The organism is Microbulbifer sp. NBRC 101763, from assembly GCF_040371615.1.
Classification (GTDB): domain Bacteria; phylum Pseudomonadota; class Gammaproteobacteria; order Pseudomonadales; family Cellvibrionaceae; genus Microbulbifer; species Microbulbifer variabilis.
On the sequence record NZ_BAABQV010000005.1, the window covers coordinates 428,884 to 452,897 of the forward strand.

The following is a 24,014-nucleotide window of genomic DNA, read 5'->3' on the forward strand; positions in this document are numbered from 1 at the left end:
AAGCCCTTTTTAGAGTTGCTAATGATTTTAACATGGGCGATATCATTAGCGTGTGATTGGGTTTGCAGCTTACTGCGGCACAAAAGTCTAGTATTCAGCCAATACAGGGATGACCATTGTCGCTGTCACAGGTGTGGTTATTTAAAGTACACTTGCAGCATCATATGAAAGAGATAGTCGGCCTTAGAGCTGGCCATCACCATCGATCGAATTGAGAATACATTACAGGTAGTTGCACGCCAGTGAGTGAAGCCAAAGTACGCGAAGTATCGCGGCAAAGCGAAGTAGTTCAGCGCACACCAGGCACTATACGTAGTGCAGGCTCCACCCATCCTGGCTACCGGCGTGAACAGAATGAAGATGCCTACTGGGCAGATGAGCAGAAAGGCATTTGGGTTGTTGCTGATGGCCTCGGCGGCCATCATGCTGGAGAGCTTGCCAGTAAAACTGTCGTAGAGGAAATTGCCCAGTCCGCATCTACCGACCGCCACTACGAACGAGCGTTGCAGAAAGCCCACGCCCTACTCCTAGGCGACGAACATAGTACCGCCAATATGGGATCGACTGCTGTTGTTCTCGCCGAGGAAGGAGATTACTTTCATATTTACTGGGTAGGCGATAGTCGCGCCTATTTATGGACGCCAAATGAGCAAAATGGTGAGTTCAGCCAGTTAACCAGTGACCACTCCTATGTCCAGATGCTCATGGACTCAGGCGCAATAAATTCTGAAGAAGCAGCTAATCATCCTAACCGCCATGTAATCACACGATGTATAGGTGGCAGTACTAACCCCAAATTAGAAGTAGATCGAGTTTCCTATCGCTGGGCCGCGGGTCAAAAACTACTCCTCTGCAGCGATGGCCTGAGCTCGGAAGTGGCAAATGAGAAGATTACACGAATCATCGCAGAGAATACCGATAATCAACGGATAGTAGATCTTCTTATCAGCGCCGCCCTTGACGCTGGTGGCAAAGACAACATAACCGTACAAATTATAGACGCCCCTCCCCAAGCCCCCACTTTCATAACGAACCCCAACATTCCCCCAGAGGATTTCGACCAAGCCCGTGAAGTGGAGGCAAACAAGAAAAAAATCTGGCAAATTCTGTCAGCCTTACTTATTGCTGCGGGAACCATTGTTACCCTGGCAATTGGGCTTCCCCACCTGATGTGACTGAGCAGCAGCACATAATGGAAGCCATTAATGGCGGCAACTCGCCGCTGCAAATACCTGGCTATCGAATCGTCAGAAAAATAAATCAGGGCGGTATGTCCACAGTGTATTTGGCGATCCAACGTAGCGTAGGACGCCAGGTGGCCCTGAAGGTTATGTCACCGGTTTTGAATGCCGACCCCATTTTTAGCGAGCGCTTTCAGCGAGAAGCCAACATTGTCGGGCAACTGTCTCACCCCAATATTGTTGGCATTCACGATATCGGCCGCTATCGCAGTCTCAACTATATCGCCATGGACTATATGCCAGGCGGTTCAGTATCCGAACGACTTGCAAAAGGTCCACTGGATCCGCTGGAGGCCCTAAATGTCGTGCGACAGATCGCTATGGCATTAGACCACTCCCATAGCAAAGGCTACGTGCATCGGGATCTCAAGCCAGAGAATATCCTGTTTCGGGAGGACGGCTCTGCAGTACTGAGCGATTTCGGAGTAGCACGGGCTGTGGCTCACACCACTCGTATGACCAATAGCGGCATGGTGGTGGGAACACCCTATTATATGAGCCCAGAGCAGGCCCGCGGTGCTGCTATCGACGGCCGTGCAGACTTGTACAGTCTCGGTATAGTTTTTTACGAAATGTTAACCGGTGCAGTACCTTACCAAGCTGAAGAAGCCGTGGCCATTGCTATCAAGCACCTCACCGACCCTATTCCCAAATTGCCGGCGCGCCACGCGCTGTACCAACCGTTAATTGAACAATTCCTCGCTAAAGACCCCAGTAGACGATTTCAACGCGGGTTGGATGTGGCAGATGCCTCAGACCAATTGGTTGCTACGCTTGCTGGCAAACCAGGCCACCAAATTAGCCAATTGAATAATGCTTCCCTCGGCGTATCCAGCCTGGCTCGCGCCCTGCTACTCACTTTATTCAGCAGCCTCGGTGATCGTTTAACCAGCCTATTGCAAACGAAATCAAATCCAGAGAGTACAAACCCAGGGCGCACAGAGCAGGATACTCTGGTACGCCTACGTCAGCTACTCAGTGAACCTAGCAGGCATAGACGCCCATGGCTTATGAGCGGAGTCCTCACTGCTTCCCTGATTATCTTTTTGGGTATTTTCAGTCTGATCAGCGCTAATACCCATTGGCGAACTGGGTTGCCATTTTTAGATGGGGCCGGCGATTTCTCAGCCAATCTCCTCGGAATCAATACTCTCGGAGACCAAAACACTAGCTTCGCCGAAAACGACACTGCCGAATCGGCAAGGGGGATCATCATGCCTACCGATTCACCCTCCCCGTCAGCAAGCTTTAGCCAGGAGCCGCACGGAACAAATCAAGTTTCGAAAACCTCCACGTCAGAGGCTTCCAGTGCATTAATTTTACCTGAGGGACCAGAAAACACTTTTACTGAAGAAGTACCACGCGAAAAACAAAACCCAAAATCTTTCGCTCTTAATGTCAATACAATTCCCACGGATACGCGTATTCGTATCATGAACATTGCTCCGCGCTATGAGCCGGGAATTCAGCTGGAACCAGGAAGATATGACCTGGAAATAAGTAAAAAAGGATTTACCAAGGTTCGCCGCTGGATCGAAATTGAGGATCGGGATATTGCACTATCGATAAAACTCAATAAAGCCTACTTTGCTGGCAAAAAAATTCGCTCCAATTTATCTTCAGGGGGCCAGGGCCCCAAAATGGTGGTTGTAGGCGCAGGCAGCTTTACTATGGGCAGCAATCGATATAGTTTCAGTAGCCCTGCTCACCAAGTGAAAATTGAAAAAGCATTTGCCATATCCACTCATGAAATTACCTTCGACGAGTATGATCGCTTTGCGCTTGCCACCGGTAACGCCCAACCAAATGATACTGGCTGGGGTCGCAAAGGCAGGCCGGTTATCAATGTGAGTTGGCAAGATGCCCAGAGATATGTCGAATGGCTATCCAGGGAGACAGGACTTAAATACCGGTTAGCCTCCGAAGCTGAATGGGAGTATGCAGCAAGAGGTAACAGCACTCAGCCACTCTGGTGGGGGAGCAGTGATGCACGCGGTAAGGCTAATTGTCGACGTGGTTGCAATAGCGAATTCAATAACCTGTTTAGTGCGAAAACAGGGCCAACAGGCCACTACCAGGCCAATCCATTTGGATTATTTGACACGGCAGGCAATGTTGCAGAATGGGTTCAGGACTGTTACCAACCTGGCTACGATATAAATCAGAACAGCGCCCGCCCACTGGAAATGGCCAATTGCAAGCTACGCAGTGTTCGCGGGGGATCAATGCGTGATCCGGCAAACAAAATTGGAGCAGATTACCGCAAGGGGCTTAATGACCACAGCCGCAACAAAGATGTTGGCATTCGAGTGGTAATGGAACTCAACTGAATAAATACCCTAAGAAATAAAAAAGCCCGAGTGATTTTCTCTCTCGGGCTTTAAGTAAAATTAGAGCTTCGCTGGCCACCTGCTACTGATGTGTAGACCGAATCTCCCACACATTATGAATCTTCGGATTTCTTTGGAAATCCTTATCCAGCAACTGCAGGCACTTAACAGAAAAGTCCCTGGTTACATCCTCATCCATCCTAAAGCTGCGCAGGTTATTAGAAAAAACCAAGGTTCCCCCCGGTGCCAGTAAAGCCATACATTGGCGTACCAGCTTCCCGTGGTCGCGCTGGACATCCAATACTCCACGCATCTTGGCAGAATTAGAGAAACTCGGGGGGTCAAGGAAGATAAGGTCGTAGTGTCCTTTACGATTTTGCTGTGCTGACATCAGCCACTGCAAGCAGTCCGCCTCTACCAGTTGGTGTTTGTAGGGGTCCATATTATTCGCACGGAAATTACGCGCAGCACAGGCTTGATATGTTCTAGACATATCCACACTAGTACTCTGCACACAGCCCCCCCTGGCTGCCTGTACAGTCGCACTGGCGGTGTAGCAGAACAAATTTAAAAACTTCTTACCAGAGGCTAGTTCACGCAGATACTTGCGCACAGGACGATGATCGAGGAACAGCCCAGTATCGAGATAGCTCCACAAGTCGACTTCAAACTCTGCACCATACTCTCGCACCCACAGAGTAGTTCCCGCTTTTGCCTGCTTCTGGTACTGGCCACCTCCCTTTTGTCCACTCTTGTGACTATGGCGACGTCTCTCTTTGATACTGATATTTGCACGGGGCAACTCCAGAACACACTGAACAGCTCGAAGCAAATCACGCAGTCGATTACGGGCTTTTCCTTCATCAATACTGGCCGGAGGGCGATACTCCTGAAGGTGCGCATACAGAGTTCCATCTATGGTTTTGTACAAATCCACCGCCGCTGAATACTCAGGTAAATCTGCATCGTAAAGGCGGTAGCAATCAACACCATTTCTGTTTGCCCATTTGCCGGTAGTTCGCAGATTTTTACGCAGGCGGTTGGCCACCATTTCAGCCTCGACGGACAGCTTACGCGCTCTGTCAGTCGCTTGGCCCGATTCACTCTGCTGGTGTACTTGGAATAGCAATAATTGGCTGGGGATACTGCCGTTATATAGCTGGTAATGTTTATGAGAACGCAACCCGGTGGAGTAGCCCAATTCGGGATTACCAGTGAAAACACCAACCTGCCAACCGGCAAATTCCGACTTTAGTTGGCGGCCCAGCTCCGCATAAGTTTCGCGCAGGGCCTCTTGCTCACCCAGGCGCTCGCCATAGGGCGGGTTGGTCAGCACCAAACCGGGTTTAACCTCTCGATGGCTTGGCACCTTAAAGGACCCTACAGGGCGACAGCTAACTCTAACCTGGCGCTCAAGGCCCGCCCGGTCGATGTTAGCTTCGGCAGCAAATAGCACCTTCGCATCCGCATCATAGCCACGAATCTCCGGCAGTTTCTTTTCCATACCTGCGGCGCGGCGCTGTAGTGCTTCCTCCCGCAGGTTATTCCAGATATCACTTTGATGATTGAGCCAACGCTCAAAACCAAAGCTCTCTCGAAAGAGCCCTGGAGCGATATCTGCCGCAATCATGGCTGCCTCAATCAGAATGGTGCCAGAACCACACATTGGATCCAGCAGCGCTCCCCCATCAGCTGCGATCTGAGGCCATCGAGAACGCAAAAGCAACGCCGCAGCCAGGTTTTCCTTCAAGGGTGCCGCGCCAATATGGGTTCTATAACCTCTTTTGTGCAAGCTATCACCACTGAGATCGACAGCAATATCTAACCTGTCGCGGTTGAGACGTAAAGCCACCGTGAGATCTGGATGATGTTTATCAATTGTTGGTCTGGCACCGGTCTGGTTACGCAGGCGATCGACAATGGCATCCTTGGTCTTTTGTGCGCCAAACTGGCTATTGCGAATCTCACGGTTTGTCCCCGAAAACTGCAGCCAAAGCTTGCCAGACGGCCGGATATGTTGTTCCCAGGGCTGTGCAGCAACGGCCCGATACAAGTCATCTGCACTGCTGATACGAACTTGCTCCAGTTGCAACAAAATACGATTCGCCAGGCGACTCCAGAGGCAACAACGATAGGCTACCTCAAGAGAGCCAGAGAAATGCACTGCCGCAGGCTGCTCCCGCCTGATATCAGCACCTAGAGTGCGCAATTCCCCGACAAGTAAGCTCTCCAAGCCTTTGGGACAAGTCGCAGTAAACTGAAATTCTTCCATATGAGGGTCTGTCAAAACTATTACTCAATTAACCCCTGCAAAATGGGGGATTTCGCACCTGTAGGTGCCAATTTGAAAAAGAGGTTGCGCAGCCATCAGAAAATTGGGGTCACCTTCCTCTCAGCTATTTAAAATCGCCACCTTTCTGGCGCGATTATCCCATTTTGGCTCGGCTCCGCCTACGCCAGGCGCCTCATGGAACACAGTGTCCATTTAGTCATATGATTTTTTATGCCCAAATTAATACCACTCACAGGTTACTGAGTCAGATTTTCCGATCGCCCCACCTTCACAGTATTCTTGGAATGTGGAGGAGTGACAGGAATCGTACGTGGCTGCCCGAAGGAAAGATTCACTAGACTCAAAATATCGATGCAATAAAACTGTAACGAGCATCCATCACGCCGCGTAGCAATCCGAACATCTACAAGCAGAGGTGCCGTATTGATGAGACGCCAAAAACGCAATCACGCCGACAGGGCCTTCTACAAGGGTTATTTGGCCGCCCTAAACAATAAGTCCATTGACAGCTGCCCTTTTGTCGAAAGCGATCCCCATCAGGAATGGGTAAACGGCTGGCGTGAAGGGCGGGAAGACTACTGGAACGGCTTTGATAGGATTACAAAGGCGCAAAAATTGGAGATCTATGGCGCTATTTCCACCGATATTCAGTATCCCGATGGGTGGAGTACTATTTAGAACACATAACCTGAGCGTTTATCTACAAAACCAAGCCCAAAATAGATAGCGCGCCTCTATGCAGGCGCGCTAAACATTTGCTCACCACCCAGCTCAATCAGAATTTCTCAGGCTGGGCGCTTCGACCTCTAATCATCTTCCGAGCGACGGCGGCGCTCCAGCGCAATAGCCTCCACTGCCTCACGAATCAGCCTAGGCCCACGGTAAATAAATCCGGTATATACCTGTACAGCTGTAGCCCCAGCGCGAATTTTCTCAGCAGCACTATCCCCATCGAAAATGCCACCAACACCAATAATTGGTATCTGCTTTTCCAAGGCCTCGGATAGCTGGGCAATCACCTGGGTGGAACGCTGCTGCAGTGGCTTGCCACTAAGTCCCCCCTCCTCCGTACCATGCGGCAGATTGGAAACCAATGATTTATCGATAGTCGTATTGGTCGCGATTACACCGTCAATGCTGTATTCACACAGCGCTTCGGCAATCTGCGCAATGGCATCACCATCCATATCCGGAGCAATCTTCACAGCCACCGGCACATAGCGGTCACTCTTTTGAGCTAACTGCATCTGCTTGTCTTTGATACTTCCCAGTAACCGGTTGAGGCTGTCGCCAAACTGCAGGTCGCGCAGTCCCTTGGTATTGGGAGAGGATACATTGGCAGTAATGTAATCGGCATAGCGATAGACTTTCTCCATGCACAGACAGTAGTCATCTGCGGCCTTCTCCACCGGTGTATCGAAGTTCTTGCCCACATTGATACCCAGTACACCTTTGTAGCGGCGATGTTTTACACGCTCGATCAGGTAATCAACGCCAAGGTTATTGAACCCCATGCGATTAATAATGGCGCCAGCCTCTTCTACTCGGAACAATCGCGGTAGAGGGTTGCCGGGCTGTGGCCGGGGAGTCACAGTCCCCACCTCTACAAAACCAAAGCCCAAAGCCCCCAATCCGTTGAAAGCCTGCGCATTCTTGTCCAGACCTGCGGCCAGTCCCACAGGGTTGGGCAGGGTCAACCCCATCAGCTCTACCGGATCGTGCGCTATCGGCTTCTTAAACAGGGACATTAAGCCGAGGCGCTCGGCGGCCCCGATCGCATCCAATGAGAGGTGGTGGGCCCGCTCAGGGTCGAGCGCAAACAAAGCTTTACGCAGAGTCGAATACATACCTTTCCTTAAATAGGAGCCAGCCCCACCCACCAGATGGCAACAAGTGGAGCCATGTGTTTTAGCATACAAACGAGAGGCCACCCAAGGGTGGCCTCTCAGCAAGCCTGGCTAGCTTACTCTGCCAGATCTTCGCGATCAGCAGTGGCATGGGCGAGGTACATTAACTCGCGCAGGGCCACGGTGAACATCGCAAAATCACTGACAGCGGAAGCCTTCAACTCGGCAATCATATTGTGCCAACGCTGAATAGCTGGCGCCATGATAGCGCTCCAGCGCGACATTGCACTATCTACATCCAATTTCTCATCGCCGGCCAAGCGCATAATGTTCACTGCCAGCGTCGAGAGTTGGCTATCCAGATCATCCATACTGGTTTCCCTGGCCTGTGCCTGCCAGAAACTATCCACCGGCAAATCCACGATCAGATTACCAAACCAGTGCAAATTCAACTCATCAGAGAGCCTGAAATAGACAGTGGCCACCTCTTCTACCGGTCTCTCGCTGGCGCGGGCCGACTCGGAAATACCGAGGGCTGAGTACAGATAAGTGGGTGATGCCGACAATAGCGCCAAAGATTCTGGTACCCCTGCCTCCAGCAGCTTCTGGTAACGCTGCTCCCATTCGGTGAGAGGGTCGCCGCTCAAGACTTTTGGCAAAGCCTTGATTACCCGCTGCACCGACTCCTGGAACAACTCGCAGTTTTGTGCAGGCTCCAGCTCACTGCGACGATTGCGCAGGAACCAGCGCGTAGCGCGTCGAACCCGGCCGATCATTGAATTCAGCAGTTCAGTTTGCAGCTCAGCGGGCACTTTGTAATCCAGTTCCGCCAGCTGCTCCTGAAACTCCGGCATTTTGTAGACATCGCGGGCACTGACATAAGCTGCTGCAACATCATTTACATCTGCGCCGGTAGCCGTACTGATGCGGTTATAAAAGGTAATACCCATACTGTTGACCAGTTCGTTGGCCACCTGGGTGGATACTATCTGGCGCAAGAGTGGATGCTCGTAAACCTGCTCTTTATAGCGCTTAACCAGCTCTGCCGGGAAGGCGGACTCTACAGCTTCGCGCACGCGGGGGTTGTCGGTAATCTCTGCGCCTTGCAATTCCTCTTTGAGCTTCACCTTCACATAGGAGATCAATACCGACAGTTCTGGCCTTGTTAGGGTCTGCCCTTTGTGCACGCGTTCAGAAATCTGTTCATTGTCAGGGATAAACTCCAATGCGCGATTCAGACGGCCATCATCCTCAAGCGTGTTAATCGTGCGGCGATATTCATCCAAGCGCTTGGAAACCTGGTACTCAGCCACGCTCAAGGCTCGAGTCTGATCATAGTTATTGTGCAGCACAAGATCGCTCACAGAGTCAGTCATGCCATGCAGCAACTGGTTTCGCTGTTTGTCGGTCAGGTCTCCACTAGCCACAACCTTATCGAGCAGAATCTTGATATTCACTTCGTGGTCCGAGCAGTCCACGCCGGCAGCATTGTCAATAAAGTCGGTATTACAGCGACCACCATTAAGCGCAAATTCAATTCGCCCGCGTTGGGTCATACCCAAATTACCACCCTCACCAAAGACCTTGGCACGCAGCTCAAGACCATTCACGCGCAAGTGGTCATTGGACTTGTCCCCAACTTCTGCATCTGATTCGGTAGCTGCTTTAACATAAGTGCCAATACCACCGTTCCAGATTAAATCTACCGGTGCTCGCAGCAGCGCACTAATCAACTCATTGGGTGTAAGTTGATTTTCTTTAATATCGAAGGCTTCCTTCATCTCCGGAGAAATCTTGATTGCCTTTACACGGCGCTCAAAGATACCGCCACCTTTTGAGATCAGGTCACGGTTATAATCGCGCCAACTTGAGCGCGGCAAATCAAATAAGCGCTTGCGCTCTTCAAAACTCGAGGCGGCATCCGGGCTTGGGTCAATAAAAATATGCATGTGGTTGAAAGCGGCTTTCAGGCGAATATGTTCAGACAGCAACATGCCATTACCGAACACATCCCCTCCCATATCACCGATTCCCACTACGGAAAAGTCCTCTCGCTGGACATCCACTCCCATTTCACGGAAGTGTCTCTGTACCGACACCCAGGCACCCCGGGCGGTGATTCCCATTTTCTTATGGTCATACCCCTGGCTACCACCTGAGGCAAAGGCATCGCCCAACCAAAAGCCATAATCCTCAGCGATGCCATTGGCAATATCAGAGAAAGTTGCAGTTCCCTTATCGGCAGCCACGACCAGGTAAGGATCATCCTCGTCTCGGCGCACCACCAGCTTAGGCGGCACTATCTCACCATCTTTCAGGTTATCGGTAATATCCAATAATCCACGGATAAATGTTTTGTAGCAAGCAATACCCTCTTCCATCAGAGCTTCGCGACTGCCGTCCGCCGGCGGACGACGCATCACAAAGCCTCCCTTCGCTCCGCTGGGCACAATCACTGCATTTTTTACTGCCTGGGCTTTAACCAGCCCTAGCACTTCTGTACGGAAATCTTCCAAGCGATCCGACCAGCGCAGGCCACCGCGTGCCACCTTACTGCCACGTAGATGCACCCCCTCTACCCTCGGCGAGTAGACAAAAATTTCAAATTCAGGACGTGGCTCCGGGATACCGGGAATATCCCGCGGGCTGAATTTAATTGAGATGTAATCTTTAGGCTCACCCTCTGCGTCAGTCTGGAAGAAGTTGGTACGCAAAGTCGCAAGTATCAGCTCCAGATAGCGGCGCAACACCAGGTCTTCATTCAGGTTTTCGACACTATCGAGATTGTCGTGAATCTTGCTGATCAAACGCTCAACCCGTGTCTGCTCCTGCTTGCCTGTGCTGAGTCGCGGATCAAACAGGGCACGGAAAAGAGCTACCAGGTTGCGGGTGATTTCCACGTGGTTGGCAAGAGTCGCGGCAATATAACTCTGACTGGCACTGGATTTGGTCTGCTTGAGGTAGCGAGCGTAAGCTCTCAGCATGGATACTTCGCGCCAGTTCAAACGCGCGGCAAGTACCAGGCGATTAAAGGCATCACTCTCGGCGGTATGATTCCAAATAGCGGCAAAGGCGTCCTGGAATAAACCCCGGGATGCCTGTGCATCAATCTTGGTGGGCAAACCGAACTCCAGGTGGAATTCGTGCATCCATACATCGGTCCCACCACAGGGACGAATGGTATAGGGGAATTCACCAATTACCCTTAAGCCGAGGTTCTCCAACACAGGGATTACATCGGAAAGAGTGAGGCCGCTACCCCAGTTAAACACTTTAAAACGCAGGCTGCCCTGGGCCGCACCAACCGGCTGGTAAAAACTCATTGCCACCCGATTATTTTCACTGAGCCCTTGGATCGCAGCTACATCCTGTACGGCAATTCGCGGCTCAAAATCCTCGCGGTAGCCAGCGGGGAAGGCACGGCCAAAGATGCGGAAAAGACGATTGCCCTCTTCCTCACCGCTGCTGTCAATAAGTGATCTCTGAAATACATCTTCCCAGGAGCGGGTTATATCCACAATCTGCGCCTCCAACAGCGCCACATCTATATCTACAGGCTCATCGGGTGAAACACGGAAAACAAAGTGCACCCGGGCGAGAATCGACTCGGAAAAAAAGGTAGTGAAGTCTGAATCCTTGGCCTTGATCGCCTTGGCAATATGGGAGCAAATCAGTTCACGTACACTACTGCTGAACTGCTCCCGCGGTACATACACTGTTGCAGTGACAAATTTGCCGAATGGATCGCGACGCATAAACAAGCGGATATGCGCGCGTTCATTTAAGCTCAGCACCCCCATGACTACATCGAATAACTCCTGGGTACTGCCCTGGAACAATTCATCGCGGGGAAAAGTATCCAGAATCCTACGCAGTGCCTTACCGTCGTGACCATGACCGGAAAGACCACTGGACTCAATCATAGAAGCCATCTTGCGGCGTATAATCGGTATTTTCGCCGGGCTTTCAGTGTAAACCGGAGAGGTATAGAGCCCCATAAAGGCAGACTCTCCAATCACCTCACCTTCAGCGTTATAGCGTTTGACCATCACATAGTCAGAATAAGCACTGCGATGCACTCGGGATTTAACTGAGGACTTGGCAAAAGTTAAGTAGTTGGGGCCTTGATAAAAGCGCTGCTTACCTTCGCTAAACGCTGTCTCAGGCATGGGGGCTGCAGCTTCTTCCAGCTTTTTGAAAATCCCCAGGCGGCGATCTTCCACCTCGCTGAGAATTTTCTTATCGCCTACCTGGCTAAACTCATATTCCCGATACCCAAGAAACGTGAAGTTGCCATCTCGCATCCATTGCATGAAGGCACAAGCCTCCAGCAAATTAGTTTCATCTTCGGATAGCCCCGCACGCAACTGGCCCTCCATCGCACTACAGGTCTCGAGCATTGGCGCGTAATCATCGACCACCAGCTCTACATCGCCAAGTATATCCTTTAATGCCGACGACAAACTGGAGGCAAACTCTGTTGAGGTATCGTGATTTACCTCAATATAAATCAGCGCCTCATTGAGCAACTTAGAGCCCTTGGCGGGTTTGTGCTCTTTTCCTGAAACGTGCTCATAAGAGAGATCGAGAGATTCATCGCGGGGCGGAAGCAAGTGCTTCAATTTACCGCCGGCATTGCGCTCAAGATGCAAGACTGTACTCTTGATCGAGTGAATAACCGTATTTCTTTGGTTGACCTCCATACGTACCGAGTCAACCAGAAATGGCATATCTCGTACAAGGATGCCAATCACCGTATGTGAACACTCCCAGCCATCATCCTCCAGACGCGGATTGAAGATACGCACCTTAGGTAAATCATCTGAGCGCTGCTGAATAAAGTTCCACCAGGAATAGATGCAACCGTAAACATCCACCAAGCGCCGGCCTTCCAGGTCCTCCAGTGGGTACTGGTGCAGGAACTGCTGCGCAAAAGCCACAACAGGCTCCGCTTCACTCGCCAGCTTGTCACGAATCAGCTCACAAATTTGTGCCACCAATTCCTCACGGCTATCGGTAATCACCGTCGCCATATTCACGGGGAACCTCCCAATCTCATTTTTGTCACATCGAATCCAAAGACTGTAGATCCGAAAAGATAGTCATCTCATCCCCTGTGTGCTGCAGGAGAGAGTCCTAAAAATTAAACTTTCACTTAGTCTTCGGGAAGGCACCAGAGCCTCCCCGAATTATGTCGCTTAACAAGTGTGCGCGTGCTCAGTGGTTGCCTCTTCATCTGATGCCGCTAAAATCGACGTGCCCCACCTTCTTGGCGGCGACTATATATAAAAGATGGTAGATAGCCACCCAAATCGACAGGGTAGGCGCAATCGCAAAAGAAGAGACGCTATGGAAGCAAACCGGAATTTCAGAGATCGCATTATCGCATTGGGCAACTGGCTGGAAGAGCAGATTATCGGTCAGGAGACACTGGTTAATCGCATATTGATTGCCTTGCTTGCGGATGGCCACCTGCTGGTTGAGGGCGCCCCAGGCCTCGCCAAAACCAAGGCGATTAAAACATTGGGTGAAGCTATTGAGGGAGACTTCCATCGCGTTCAATTTACGCCAGATCTGCTACCGGCAGATATTACCGGCACCGACATCTACAGGCCGGAAACCGGAGAGTTCCATTTTCAACCCGGACCGGTATTTCACAACCTGATCCTGGCCGATGAGATAAATCGCGCGCCGGCCAAAGTACAGTCGGCGCTGCTGGAGGCCATGGCCGAGCGACAGATCAGTGTAGGCCGCAAAACCTATCCGCTACCGCAATTATTTTTGGTGATGGCCACCCAAAACCCTATTGAGCAGGAGGGGACTTATCCTCTACCTGAAGCCCAATTGGACAGATTCCTGATGCAGGTGAATCTTGCCTACCCCAACGCAGAGGCGGAAGCAAAAATCCTGCGGCTGGCCAGATCCGAGGCTACTCTTGGCGAAAATCGCCCCTCAGATATTATTAACCAGGAGACAATTTTCCAGGCCCGCAACCAGATTCTGGAAATGCAGATGGTTGAAGCTGTGGAGACCTATACTGTCCAACTTGTCATTGCTACGCGCGAACCGGCGAAGTATGACAGCGAGCTGGCTTCATGGCTAGATTTTGGTGCCAGTCCGCGAGCAACAATTGCTCTCGACCGCTGTGCACGCGCACGAGCATGGCTCGCAGGCCGAGATTATGTTACACCCGATGATGTTATGGACGTGGCACCAGATATTCTTCGTCACCGCTTGCTGCTTAGCTTTGAGGCCGAGGCCGCTGGTATCACGACCGACCATGTCATCCAACGCCTTCTGCAGCAGGTACCGGCAATCTAATGCACGCGGCAACCTCCCCAACGGAATTCGACTTACGCGGGGCTTACCCAGAGGTGGGCTCACTTGTACAAATGCGATATGTTGCACGCCAGCTGCAATTATTCAAGCCGCGCCTTGTACGTAGCGACCAAGCAGGCAACCTGCTGACTCGCTACCGCGGACGCGGGATGAATTTTGAAGAGGTGCGAGACTATCAGGCTGGCGATGATGTCCGCTCTATCGACTGGCGTGTAACAGCCCGCACAGGAAAAACCCACACCAAGCTTTATCAGGAGGAGAGAGAAAGGCCCGTTATAATCCTTTTGGATCTGCGTTCGCCAATGTTTTTTGGCAGCCATCGAGCCTTCAAGTCTGTCGCTGCAAGTGGAATTGCCGCAGCACTAGGCTGGGCTGGGCTCCAGCACAGCGACCGCATTGGCGCCCTACTTTTTTCCGACCGCGAAATAGATACAGTCAGACCGCGACGCAGTCACCACGCAGTGCTGTCAATGATACATAGTACCGTGGCCAGAGCTGCAGAATTGTGCAGTCCTGTAGCGGAAAGCGGCAGCCAAACCATGAAAAACCTTCTGGAAGAGGCTCGGCGTATCGCCCGCCCCGGTAGCGCTTTATTTCTGATTAGTGACTGCCATGATCTGGATGCCCACTGCTCTCAATCCCTATACCTACTATCGCGACATGCGGATTTACAAGTGATTCGGATTACCGATCCACTAGAGCTACATTTACCGACTCAATCACTCACGATATCCGACGGTCGCCAACGCACATTTCTGAATGCAGGCAACAAGCCCCTGCGCGATCATTTCGCAGAAAAGCAGGCGCAAATACGGACCGACGTCGAACAGCTTTGCCGCCGACACCGATTGCCATTGCTGGATTTTGATAACACCAAGCCCCTAGTGCCTGAGTTGATATCATTCTACGGCTCACGCCAACAAAATGGTTGGCATAAGAATAAAAGGCAGTAGCTGTGACGGATAAGGATGCAAATGTGTTTTTGGTGCTAGAACTCTATTTCGCAGGTGAGATGGCAAAGCCTTCGATGGGGGAAGCATGTTGAGAAAACAGCAACAAATGCAAAGTCCTTCACCGGAAGCCCAGGAGCTATTGGCGCAACTTTACGATATTCAGGAACCGACCCCCATCAGCTGGTGGCCACCGGCTCCCGGTTGGTGGATTCTCGCCGCAATACTCTTGTTAAGCGTTTTGGGGATCACCCTGTTAGTCAGATACCAACGTAAAAAAGCGGCGCGCAATCGCTACCGTATTGAGGCTATTAAACTGCTGGAAGCTGTAGATAATACTCAGGCAACAGCTACCGCAGAAATTAATGAGATCCTCAAGCGTGTTGCCGTAACTACCTTTGGTAGATCTCATTGTGGAAACCTCACCGGTGATCAATGGCTGAGCTTCCTGGAGAAATCTGCAGCCCATCAGTGCCCTCCAGATGCACGCCAAGCTCTACTGGAGCAACTCTACCGTGGAGTTTCTGACCCTCGAAATAACCAGGCACTACGCGAATATGCAATCACCTGGGTGAAAATACACGGTCTGCAGTCCCACCAGCCCTCTGCATTAGTACACAAGGAGGCTGCCGGTGTTTGAATTCGCTTGGCCGTGGGTTTTCATTCTCATACCTTTGCCATTACTTGCCCGCTGGCTACTCCCCAGAGCCAAGCCTATCAGCAGCGCTTTAAAGGTTCCTTTTTACGCTGACCTATCCCAGCGCAGTGGTGGCGAGCAGCGCAACTACTTCGGCTTACTATTACTCATTGTGATTTGGCTGCTACTAATAAGTGCCGCCGCTCGACCCCGGTGGTACGGCGAGCCAATCACCCAGACCAGTAGCGCCCGTGATCTTTTAGTCGCAGTAGACATCTCCGGCAGCATGGAAACCCCGGATATGATGCTGGGCGGCCGGCCAGCGATGCGCATAAACGCCGTCAAACAGGTAGTTGGAGATTTTGTAGAACGCCGCCAGGGAGACCGGTTGGGACTAGTGTTGTTTGGTACCCGCGCTTACCTCCAGGCACCTCTCACTTACGACCGGGAAACCGTGGGCACATTATTGCGCGAAGCCCAGATTGGTTTTGCAGGCCAGGGCACTGCTATCGGGGATGCAATAGGTTTATCTGTAAAAAGGCTTACACAGCGCCCCGCGGATCAAAGAGTCCTCATACTCCTAACCGATGGTGCCAATACCGCAGGAGAGGTATCGCCACTAAAAGCGGCAGAGCTGGCACAACAGGCCGGGATTACTGTCTATACCATTGGCGTTGGAGCGGAGGAGATGGTGCAGCCCGGGTTGCTCGGCAGTCGTTTTGGCAGTCGCCGTATTAACCCCTCCCGAGACTTGGATAGCAAAACCCTTCAAGCTATTGCAGATGAAACCGGAGGGCGCTATTTCCGAGCGCACAACCCTCAGGAGCTTGCCAAAATCTACGCTGAGCTGGACGAATTGGAGCCAGTTGAACAGGAAGCGGAAAGTTATCGACCTCTAAAATCGCTGTTTATTTGGCCTCTAGGAATAGCTCTACTGCTTGCAGGAACCTGGGCCATCCTCCCTTTAGCAACCAATATGAGAGAGCTGCAAAGCAGCACCAAACAGAGACTTAATACCGGAGGCAAGGCCCTGTGAGTATTCCAGACCTTCTCCAGACCTTTCATTTCCTACGCCCCTACTGGCTGTGGTTACTAATTCCTGCCGCTCTGATTTGTTGGGGACTGGGAAGGACCATTCTCAACAGCGCACAGTTACAAAAGATTATCGATGCCGATTTGCTACCGCATCTCTTAATGCGTGGCGGCACCAGGCGTCCGTGGCTGTTTGCCCTGATATTTGCCATATTGGCGGCAATGATCATCTCCTTGGCCGGGCCAACCTGGCGAAAATTACCAACGCCGGTATACAGCAGTCAGGATGCCCTAGTCATACTCCTGGACCTGTCTCCATCCATGATGGCGACAGATCTCTCCCCTAACCGCCTAACCAGGGCACGCTTGAAAATCCTGGATATCCTACGCGAGCGCCAGGATGGGCTGACAGCCCTGGTCGCCTATGCCGGCGAGGCCCATGTAGTAACACCGCTCACCGAAGATACTGCTACGATTGCCAACCTGGTGCCTGCCCTATCCCCAGCAATCATGCCTGTGCCTGGCAGTAATATAGAAATGGCAGTCACCACAGGCATTCAGTTATTAAAAGATGGCGCTACCGGGCGCGGTCAGCTCCTGGCTGTCACTGACGGCATTGACCCTATCGCAGCGGATGCTGTGGCAAAGTCTCTTTCGGAGGCCAACGTTGAGCTAAATATTCTCGCGGTCGGTAGCGGCGAAGGCAGCCCCATTCCCCGGGGAAATAGCGGCGGCTTTGTCACCGATAGTAAAGGGGCGATCGTCATTTCCAATTTCGACCCCCGTGAACTCCGCCAGCTCGCTCAAGATAGCGGGGGCCGCTATGCAAAAATCACCGTGAACGACTCTGATATCGAGCACCTTCTTCCCCACTCTGAGAGCCCCCAAAAAGCTGAACTGACCGAAAGGGAATTCGACCAGTGGCGGGATGAGGGCCCTCTGCTCATTCTGCTCATACTGCCATTTGCCGCGCTTTTATTTCGTAAGGGGGCCCTAGCCTGTGCTCTACCCTTTGCATTGCTAGTAGGCTTTCCCAGCGACAGCTATGCGCTGGAATGGAAGGATTTGTGGCAGCGGAAGGACCAGCAGGGCCAGAAACTGCTTAATGAGGGGGAGCCCGGCCAAGCGGCAGAAACTTTCCGCAACCCACAATGGCGCGGCGCCGCCAATTACCGGGCCGGAGACTACGCAGCCGCCCAAAAAGACTTCTCCTTAAATAGCGATCCTCAAGCGCTCTACAACCTCGGCAATAGTCTCGTCCAGCAGGGCAATTACCAGCAGGCAATCGAAGCTTACGATAAGGCCCTGGAACAGGCTCCTCAATTTGCCGACGCAGAGCATAATCGGGAGATCGCGAAAAAGCTGCAGGAGCTGCACGAACGCCAGCAACAACAAGCTCAGCAGCAATCCGGGGAACAACAAAAACAGGAACAACAAGAGCAAGAACAACAGTCCGGAAATCAACAACAGCAAAGTCAACAGGACCAGCAGCAGGAAGACCAGCAACAACCGTCAACTAGTGAATCCCAAGCCTCGCAGCAGGAATCCGAGGGACAGGAGCAAGAACAATCGGCACAGCAACAACAGACTGCAAGCGAGCAGCAGGAAAACCAGGAACAGGAACAACAAAAAGCTCAGCAGGATGAAAAGGAACAAGAAGAGGGGCGGGAACAAGAGCAACCCGCTAATGCGAAGGAAAACACCTTGGACCCAGAAACCCAGCAAGCGCTGGATCAGTGGCTGCGGCAAATCCCTGACGATCCCGCTGGTTTGATGCGTGAGAAATTCAAGTATGAAAGCCTGCAAAGACGCCGGGCCTATCGCAGTGGGGAGTGGGAGCCCCCAGAAAATGGCGCTACGCAGAGGTGGTAAAAGTTCACCACTTATGGATTTCTGAGTGCCCTAATTTCGGAAAAGTTAATGGTACACGTAAACGAAAAGCAAATGATAAACAGCGTATTCAGCCAACTTGGCCTCTATCACCTGTTCTTTTTTTTGCTGTTACTTGGTGGCAGCAACCTTAGTTTCGCCAGTGACCTAACGGCCACTGTCGACAGGAATAAAATAGGCATCGATGAAACTGTCAACTTACGTGTGCGCTACTCCGGCGATGAAAACGGCGGGCAACCTGACCTTGAGCAACTTGAGCAGGATTTCGATATCCTCTCCAGACAGCAATCCAATCAATACCGGGTAATAAATGGCCGCGCAGAAAGCTTTGTAGAGTGGACGCTTACACTCGCGCCCAAGCGTGAAGGAAAACTGTTCATACCATCTTTCCACTACAAAGGCCAAGTATCAGATGCGATTCCAGTCACGGTTAGTGAAGCAGGCAATACTCCTGATGGCGCCAACCGCAAGGCATTTTTGGAAATTGAGCTGGATAAAGATAAAGCCTATGTACAAGAACAGATACTGGTCAAAGTACGCCTGTACACCACTATTGGCTTACACGATATAGCCACAGAGCCACTCCAGGTTGCCGGTGCTCACGTAGAAAAAGTTGATGAACAGCGCTATGAGCGCAAGCTGGATGGTATTAGCCATGCGGTATACGAGCTTACTTATGCGGTCTTCCCAGATAGCTCCGGTCAACTCTCCATCCCTGCTCTGACTTATGTAGCCATTGCTGGGCGCAGAGATCCCTTCTCTCTGTTTAATCGAAATAGCCAACGCCTACGCCTGCGCTCACAAGCGAAAACAATAGAAGTGCTTCCGAAGCCGGATAGTTATAGCGGAATTGACTGGCTACCAGCTGCGAGCCTGGGGATCGTGCAGAGTTGGAGTCAGGACCCAGATACATTTACTGTCGGCGAGCCTATCACTCGCATCCTCACTATTCGCGCTGAAGGTCTGAGAGCCGCCCAACTCCCACCATTGCCCAAGCTTGACGTAGAAGGGCTTAAGACTTATCCAGACCAACCCCAACAAGAGGACCAGGTTGGCCCAAATGGAGTAACCGGCAGCCGTATAGAAACCACTGCAATCGTTGCCACCCAGCCTGGTGACTACCAACTCCCCGCTATTACTGTTACTTGGTGGGACACCAAGAGTAAAAAACAGCGGGCCACTCAGTTACCAGCTTTTCGTTTTAATGTCAGTGGTACAGCAGCAACCTCACCGCAAAATCAAGAACCTGGTCAATTACCCTCCCCGGCCTCTAACACTACAAGCCTAGAAATCCAGGACTACTTTTGGCGCAACTTGGCTATAGCGGCAATCGCATCACACTTACTGTGGGTTATCTATTTTTACCGAACTCGCTGGAACAGCAGGAACAGCCACAGGCCAAACAGCTACCAAACTCCGAGGAATACGGCGGCACAGCGAGAATCAGCTCTAAGGAGGGCTGTGGATAGTGGAACACCGTCATACATCCAAAAAGCTCTTTTAGATTGGATTCATGTACGCTGGCCCCAGCTAAGAGGCAGCAACCTCACAGAAAGTACCCAACAATTAGCTTTTGAAGAGCTTGAAGAGCTTCATGGACTCTTAAGCGCAGCTATATATCAAGAACAGCCACGGCCGTTGAATCAACAGAAAGTCAAAGTTTTGGTGGAACGGTTGCTGGAAAAGCAATTGCCTTTTTCGGAAAGCACAGAAGAAGAATCTTTACCGAAATTATTTACCTAAGTAATACCTGCGCCCACAAAAAAGACTGCAAACATACACCCCTCCAAAAAGAGGGGTGAGCTCTACTATTATCACTTAATATTTTTTTGATAAAGGAAGTTTATCTACTCATAACATCAAGCAACAAAGAATCAAACCACTATAAAATCTCACCACTGGTGCGGACGCCCCTAAACACACTCTTGACCTTAACGTTTAGAGTGACCTATCTAAGCACCAACAAAAAGAACTTTTGTTAAAAGTGCACCTCTTTTCCTGTGGCATTTTCAATAATTTTTTGGAGTACAGAGATAAATCCCAATCAGGGAAATCTAATTAACTGAAAAAATACAGGACAGACCATACGAATCATAGCATCCATATTAAAAAGCTTACCACTGAGAAGTTGCCCAGGCCGCAACAAACAGAACCTCGGGATAACTTTCCATTGGTGCAAATCTTAAAAATCTATAGCCCATCACCCTACCTAGCTGAAAACCTTCTAACTCTATAACTATAAATAAATTAGAGTTCTAGACCCGCAGCTTAAATACACGCTAACTAGTTTTTTGCCAATTTAATTTAGAGCGACAAATCTCATAAAAATTATGATCTAAAGGATGAATCAATGTTAATCGATGTGGCTTTTTATGAATTCTAATTACATCTCCAGGCCGCGTAATAACCTGATCATGTCCATCACAAGTGACATATGGCTTAGCAATATTATGTTCACCAATTATGAGTTTAAACTCACTGCTACCTTCCACAACTATAGGACGACTGCTTAGGGTATGAGGATTAAGAGGCACCAGGACAATTGCATCTAGCTTAGGGTGCATAATAGGCCCCCCACCAGAAAGCGCATAGGCTGTTGAGCCTGTTGGAGTGGAAACGATTAAACCATCCGATCTCTGTGTATATACGAACTGACCATCAATATACAAATCAAATTCAATCATCCGAATAAACTCACCCGGATGGAGCACCACATCATTGAGAGCAGCCCCCTTGCCAACTTGCTTTCCGGCTCTCGTGACAGACATATCTAATAAAAATCGACTCTCAGCCATATACTTCCCAGACAACACCTCCCCAACCTTTTCTTCAACCTGGCCTGGCATAATATCTGTTAAGAAACCTAAACGTCCCCGATTAACCCCCAATAGCGGAACACTATACTTAGCAAGCGCCCTCGCTGCCCCAAGAAGACTTCCGTCACCACCAACAACAATAACTAAATCACACAATTCGCCAAGCCGCTCCTTGGAAGACACTCTCACATTGTGCCCTGATAGCGCCTCTGCCGTATTAGTTTCCAGAACTATTGAATAACCTTCTTTTTGAAGGAATGACATTAAGCGCTCGAGTGATATAACTGCACTCTCACTTTCTGTACGACCAATTAGACCTATATTTTGAAACTCAGTCACCATTCCCCCTATACATATTTAGTACCCCTCAACAGCCAGCTGAATACCCGCTCAGTCGATACTAACTGGCTAGGTGAAACCCCGAGAGCCCAAACCCCCATTATGCCGGAGACTAACTTTTCAGTCGAACTTGCAGAAGTCAGGAGAAAGCACAAAGTCATCATAGACTACGACGCACACTTTCCCGACAACCTTTTAGATTTAAGAGGTTCACTACGTCACCTCACCTAATATTTGAGCAACTCCTATTCATAACCGCGCCTTCCCTGAAGGCCCCCGGAATGAACTATAAGAACACGCTCCCCATGAGAGATATTTCCACTATTATTAATCTTTTGAAGGGCATTAAATAACTTCACAATATAAACAGACTCAATCGGGACCCCAGAGTGATCTTCGAGCATACGTTGTAACTCTCTTAATTCCGCTGAGAGCTTCCCATAGCCTCCTCCATGATATCCCCCCAACAAACACCCCATTCTTTCATTAGACAAGAGGTGAGGCACTTGCACTCCAGCCTGGATACTCTTGTTAATCTCTGAAGATTGGCCAAGCACAGCAAGCCAATGTTGCGCGCTTTTCCGAACACTCTCCCCTGCTTTTAAAACCTCAACCCCAACAACAGACGATCTCTGAATACTTGAACTAAGCCCAGCAAAGGTAGCTCCAGTCCCACAGGCTACCCAAACTTGATCAAAATCTACTGGCGCCGTGCACTCTATTACACGTCCCAATAATTGAGTACCTCGCACGCCAGCCAGATTAGAGCCCCCCTCAGGTACAAAGTAGACGCCTTGATTTTCAAGCCCCAACTCCTCTATAAAGCCCGATTCATAGCGTCGTCGATACTGCGCTCTTGTTACAAAAATTAATTTCATTCCAAGGCGTTCAGCATCCCGTAAAGTAGCACTAAGCACCGGCGACCTTTCACCGCGAATAATACCTATAGTATTAAAGCCAAAGCGAGCTCCAGAGGCTGCAACTGAGTGTATATGGTTTGACCAAGCCCCGCCGCATGTAACAATTGTCTCAGCCCTTTGACTTCTGGCCTCAATCAAATTATGGATAAGTTTATAAGCCTTATTTCCTGATATTAGTGGATCGATCAAATCGTCACGCCTGACCCAAACATCCAAACCAGGAAACAAGCCGCCTCTAACCTGCTGGTATGGAATTCGAAAAGCTGCATCAGTAAATACCTGAAGATCTAGTCGGTCTAAAAAATGGGGCATCATGGACAAACCTTATAAAAAACTATTATGCCTATTTGGGGGGCACCTATCAGATACATTAAACTTATTATCCGCTCTGCCAAGAGCATTTCCCCTTTACCAATTTAAACCAAAACATCAATATTCTAATTAGGCACACATCAATGTTTTTAAAACCATGAGGCGACAATTAATCCAAAAGAAATTGAGGTGTACTAAAGGACAAGTCACCACATCATAACCAAGTCAGCCTATAGCCTGCATTTCAACTGAAAAAGGCTTCGGTACGAGTGGGCCAATATCACCATATCCAAAAAGCGGCTTCAATCTAGATGCAGTAGATCATACAATAATTTTTCGAGCAGATGCCGTGCCAAACAATTGTCGGAATACATAAAAATAACTACAAAATGCAAAAGCTTCAGCCAGGTTCATGTGGTGCAGTAACGACAGCTAGCCTCGCAATGCGACTTCCGCATAAACCTACTTCCGGGGGAGACTGACCTGCAGCCCCTATCTTGCACCAGGTCCAATTCTGTAGTCACCTCAAATCAACAAGGAATATGAACCCACCTTAAATTACTGAACTGACAGTAAAATGACTATATATCCATAACCATACACCTCAAAGCCCCCTGAAGGAACAATCTACCTAAGAAGGGATGGGGGTGAAGATTGTCGGCAGGTATGATACTTCCGGCTAGCGGGCGGTATTTAACTAGAACTCAGGCCTTTATAGGCAGAGCAAGAAACTCAGAAGCTTGCCACATAACCGATATGACTTGTGAGTATATTAACAGCTGAAGGTCGAAAATTATTCAATATCGGCGACCACAGAAATGTTTCCCCAGCCTAAACAGCCACAAAAAAGGCCCGCACTTTCGTGCGGGCCTTTTTTTAATCTGGCGGACCGGACGGGACTCGAACCCGCGACCTCCGGCGTGACAGGCCGGCATTCTAACCAACTGAACTACCGGTCCTCGGTAGTAAACTTCTTAGAAAGAAGTTGGTGGGTGGTACAGGGGTCGAACCTGTGACCTACGGCTTGTAAGGCCGTCGCTCTCCCAACTGAGCTAACCACCCGGTGCT

At 50.3% G+C, this 24,014-nt stretch carries 14 protein-coding genes and 2 tRNA genes; 9 read left to right on the forward strand and 7 right to left on the reverse strand.

From position 1 onward, the window contains the following. The first annotated feature begins 242 nt into the window (after positions 1-242). Both ABWV76_RS14755 and ABWV76_RS14760 read left to right on the forward strand, forming a co-directional pair. Positions 243-1,175, forward strand: a complete 933-nt coding sequence (locus ABWV76_RS14755) for a PP2C family protein-serine/threonine phosphatase (RefSeq protein WP_020413109.1) — start codon at positions 243-245, stop codon at positions 1,173-1,175. A gap of 17 nt (positions 1,176-1,192) precedes the next feature. Continuing rightward, positions 1,193-3,571, forward strand: coding sequence for a bifunctional serine/threonine-protein kinase/formylglycine-generating enzyme family protein (locus ABWV76_RS14760; RefSeq protein WP_353376401.1), 2,379 nt, complete (start codon positions 1,193-1,195; stop codon positions 3,569-3,571). An 82-nt stretch (positions 3,572-3,653) separates the two neighbouring features. On the opposite strand, the gene rlmKL is transcribed toward ABWV76_RS14760, so the two are convergent. Further along, on the reverse strand, positions 3,654-5,843 hold the full coding sequence (rlmKL, locus tag ABWV76_RS14765) for a bifunctional 23S rRNA (guanine(2069)-N(7))-methyltransferase RlmK/23S rRNA (guanine(2445)-N(2))-methyltransferase RlmL (protein ID WP_353376402.1): 2,190 nt from the start codon (positions 5,841-5,843) through the stop codon (positions 3,654-3,656). 447 nt (positions 5,844-6,290) lie between these two features. On the opposite strand from rlmKL, the gene rmf reads away from it, so the two are divergent. Continuing rightward, on the forward strand, positions 6,291-6,542 hold the full coding sequence (rmf, locus tag ABWV76_RS14770; protein ID WP_020413112.1) for a ribosome modulation factor: 252 nt from the start codon (positions 6,291-6,293) through the stop codon (positions 6,540-6,542). 128 nt (positions 6,543-6,670) lie between these two features. On the opposite strand, the gene ABWV76_RS14775 is transcribed toward rmf, so the two are convergent. Together ABWV76_RS14775 and ABWV76_RS14780 are read right to left on the reverse strand one after the other, a co-directional pair. After that, positions 6,671-7,711 carry a quinone-dependent dihydroorotate dehydrogenase gene (locus tag ABWV76_RS14775; RefSeq protein ID WP_353376404.1) on the reverse strand — a complete coding sequence of 347 codons (1,041 nt, stop codon included), beginning with the start codon at positions 7,709-7,711 and terminating at the stop codon, positions 6,671-6,673. A 116-nt stretch (positions 7,712-7,827) separates the two neighbouring features. Then, a complete protein-coding gene (locus ABWV76_RS14780; protein WP_040628720.1) occupies positions 7,828-12,744 on the reverse strand; it encodes an NAD-glutamate dehydrogenase in 4,917 nt (1,638 codons plus the stop codon). A 316-nt stretch (positions 12,745-13,060) separates the two neighbouring features. Between ABWV76_RS14780 and ABWV76_RS14785 the strand changes: the two genes are divergently transcribed. The 6 genes from ABWV76_RS14785 to ABWV76_RS14810 all read left to right on the forward strand — a co-directional run bounded on the left by ABWV76_RS14785 (position 13,061) and on the right by ABWV76_RS14810 (position 20,302). Then, entirely contained in the window at positions 13,061-14,032 is a 972-nt protein-coding gene (locus ABWV76_RS14785; RefSeq protein WP_020413115.1) for an AAA family ATPase, read from the forward strand. Further along, the gene (locus tag ABWV76_RS14790; RefSeq protein WP_353376406.1) at positions 14,032-15,003 is read left to right on the forward strand and encodes a DUF58 domain-containing protein; all 972 of its coding nucleotides are present in this window, start codon (positions 14,032-14,034) and stop codon (positions 15,001-15,003) included. The genes ABWV76_RS14785 and ABWV76_RS14790 overlap by 1 nt, the downstream gene beginning before the upstream one ends. Before the next feature lie 85 nt (positions 15,004-15,088). Further along, entirely contained in the window at positions 15,089-15,640 is a 552-nt protein-coding gene (locus tag ABWV76_RS14795) for a DUF4381 domain-containing protein (RefSeq protein ID WP_353376407.1), read from the forward strand. After that, entirely contained in the window at positions 15,633-16,673 is a 1,041-nt protein-coding gene (locus ABWV76_RS14800) for a vWA domain-containing protein (RefSeq protein WP_020413118.1), read from the forward strand. The genes ABWV76_RS14795 and ABWV76_RS14800 overlap by 8 nt, the downstream gene beginning before the upstream one ends. Next, positions 16,670-18,541: a VWA domain-containing protein gene (locus ABWV76_RS14805; protein ID WP_020413119.1), complete on the forward strand. Its 1,872-nt coding sequence runs from the start codon at positions 16,670-16,672 to the stop codon at positions 18,539-18,541. The genes ABWV76_RS14800 and ABWV76_RS14805 overlap by 4 nt, the downstream gene beginning before the upstream one ends. 72 nt (positions 18,542-18,613) lie before the next feature. Beyond that, positions 18,614-20,302 carry a BatD family protein gene (locus tag ABWV76_RS14810; protein ID WP_353376409.1) on the forward strand — a complete coding sequence of 563 codons (1,689 nt, stop codon included), beginning with the start codon at positions 18,614-18,616 and terminating at the stop codon, positions 20,300-20,302. 536 nt (positions 20,303-20,838) lie between these two features. Here ABWV76_RS14810 and ABWV76_RS14815 read toward each other — a convergent pair. The 4 genes from ABWV76_RS14815 to ABWV76_RS14830 form a co-directional block, all read right to left on the reverse strand. Then, complete coding sequence (locus ABWV76_RS14815) at positions 20,839-21,714, reverse strand: NAD(+) kinase (RefSeq protein WP_026305068.1); 876 nt, start codon at positions 21,712-21,714, stop codon at positions 20,839-20,841. 245 nt (positions 21,715-21,959) lie between these two features. Beyond that, positions 21,960-22,949: a 1-aminocyclopropane-1-carboxylate deaminase/D-cysteine desulfhydrase gene (locus ABWV76_RS14820; RefSeq protein ID WP_353376411.1), complete on the reverse strand. Its 990-nt coding sequence runs from the start codon at positions 22,947-22,949 to the stop codon at positions 21,960-21,962. An 879-nt stretch (positions 22,950-23,828) separates the two neighbouring features. Further along, positions 23,829-23,905 (reverse strand) — tRNA-Asp (locus ABWV76_RS14825). A gap of 27 nt (positions 23,906-23,932) precedes the next feature. Beyond that, positions 23,933-24,008, reverse strand: a tRNA-Val gene (locus ABWV76_RS14830). Positions 24,009-24,014: the final 6 nt, after the last annotated feature.

Excerpts from the sequence above, each read along its gene's own strand:
- ABWV76_RS14760 (WP_353376401.1), top strand. The coding sequence starts at position 1,193 with ATGGAAGCCATTAATGGCGGCAACTCGCCGCTGCAAATACCTGGCTAT.
- rlmKL (WP_353376402.1), bottom strand. The coding sequence starts at position 5,843 with ATGGAAGAATTTCAGTTTACTGCGACTTGTCCCAAAGGCTTGGAGAGC.
- rmf (WP_020413112.1), top strand. The coding sequence starts at position 6,291 with ATGAGACGCCAAAAACGCAATCACGCCGACAGGGCCTTCTACAAGGGT.
- ABWV76_RS14775 (WP_353376404.1), bottom strand. The coding sequence starts at position 7,711 with ATGTATTCGACTCTGCGTAAAGCTTTGTTTGCGCTCGACCCTGAGCGG.
- ABWV76_RS14780 (WP_040628720.1), bottom strand. The coding sequence starts at position 12,744 with ATGGCGACGGTGATTACCGATAGCCGTGAGGAATTGGTGGCACAAATT.
- ABWV76_RS14785 (WP_020413115.1), top strand. The coding sequence starts at position 13,061 with ATGGAAGCAAACCGGAATTTCAGAGATCGCATTATCGCATTGGGCAAC.
- ABWV76_RS14790 (WP_353376406.1), top strand. The coding sequence starts at position 14,032 with ATGCACGCGGCAACCTCCCCAACGGAATTCGACTTACGCGGGGCTTAC.
- ABWV76_RS14795 (WP_353376407.1), top strand. The coding sequence starts at position 15,089 with ATGTTGAGAAAACAGCAACAAATGCAAAGTCCTTCACCGGAAGCCCAG.
- ABWV76_RS14810 (WP_353376409.1), top strand. The coding sequence starts at position 18,614 with ATGATAAACAGCGTATTCAGCCAACTTGGCCTCTATCACCTGTTCTTT.
- ABWV76_RS14820 (WP_353376411.1), bottom strand. The coding sequence starts at position 22,949 with ATGATGCCCCATTTTTTAGACCGACTAGATCTTCAGGTATTTACTGAT.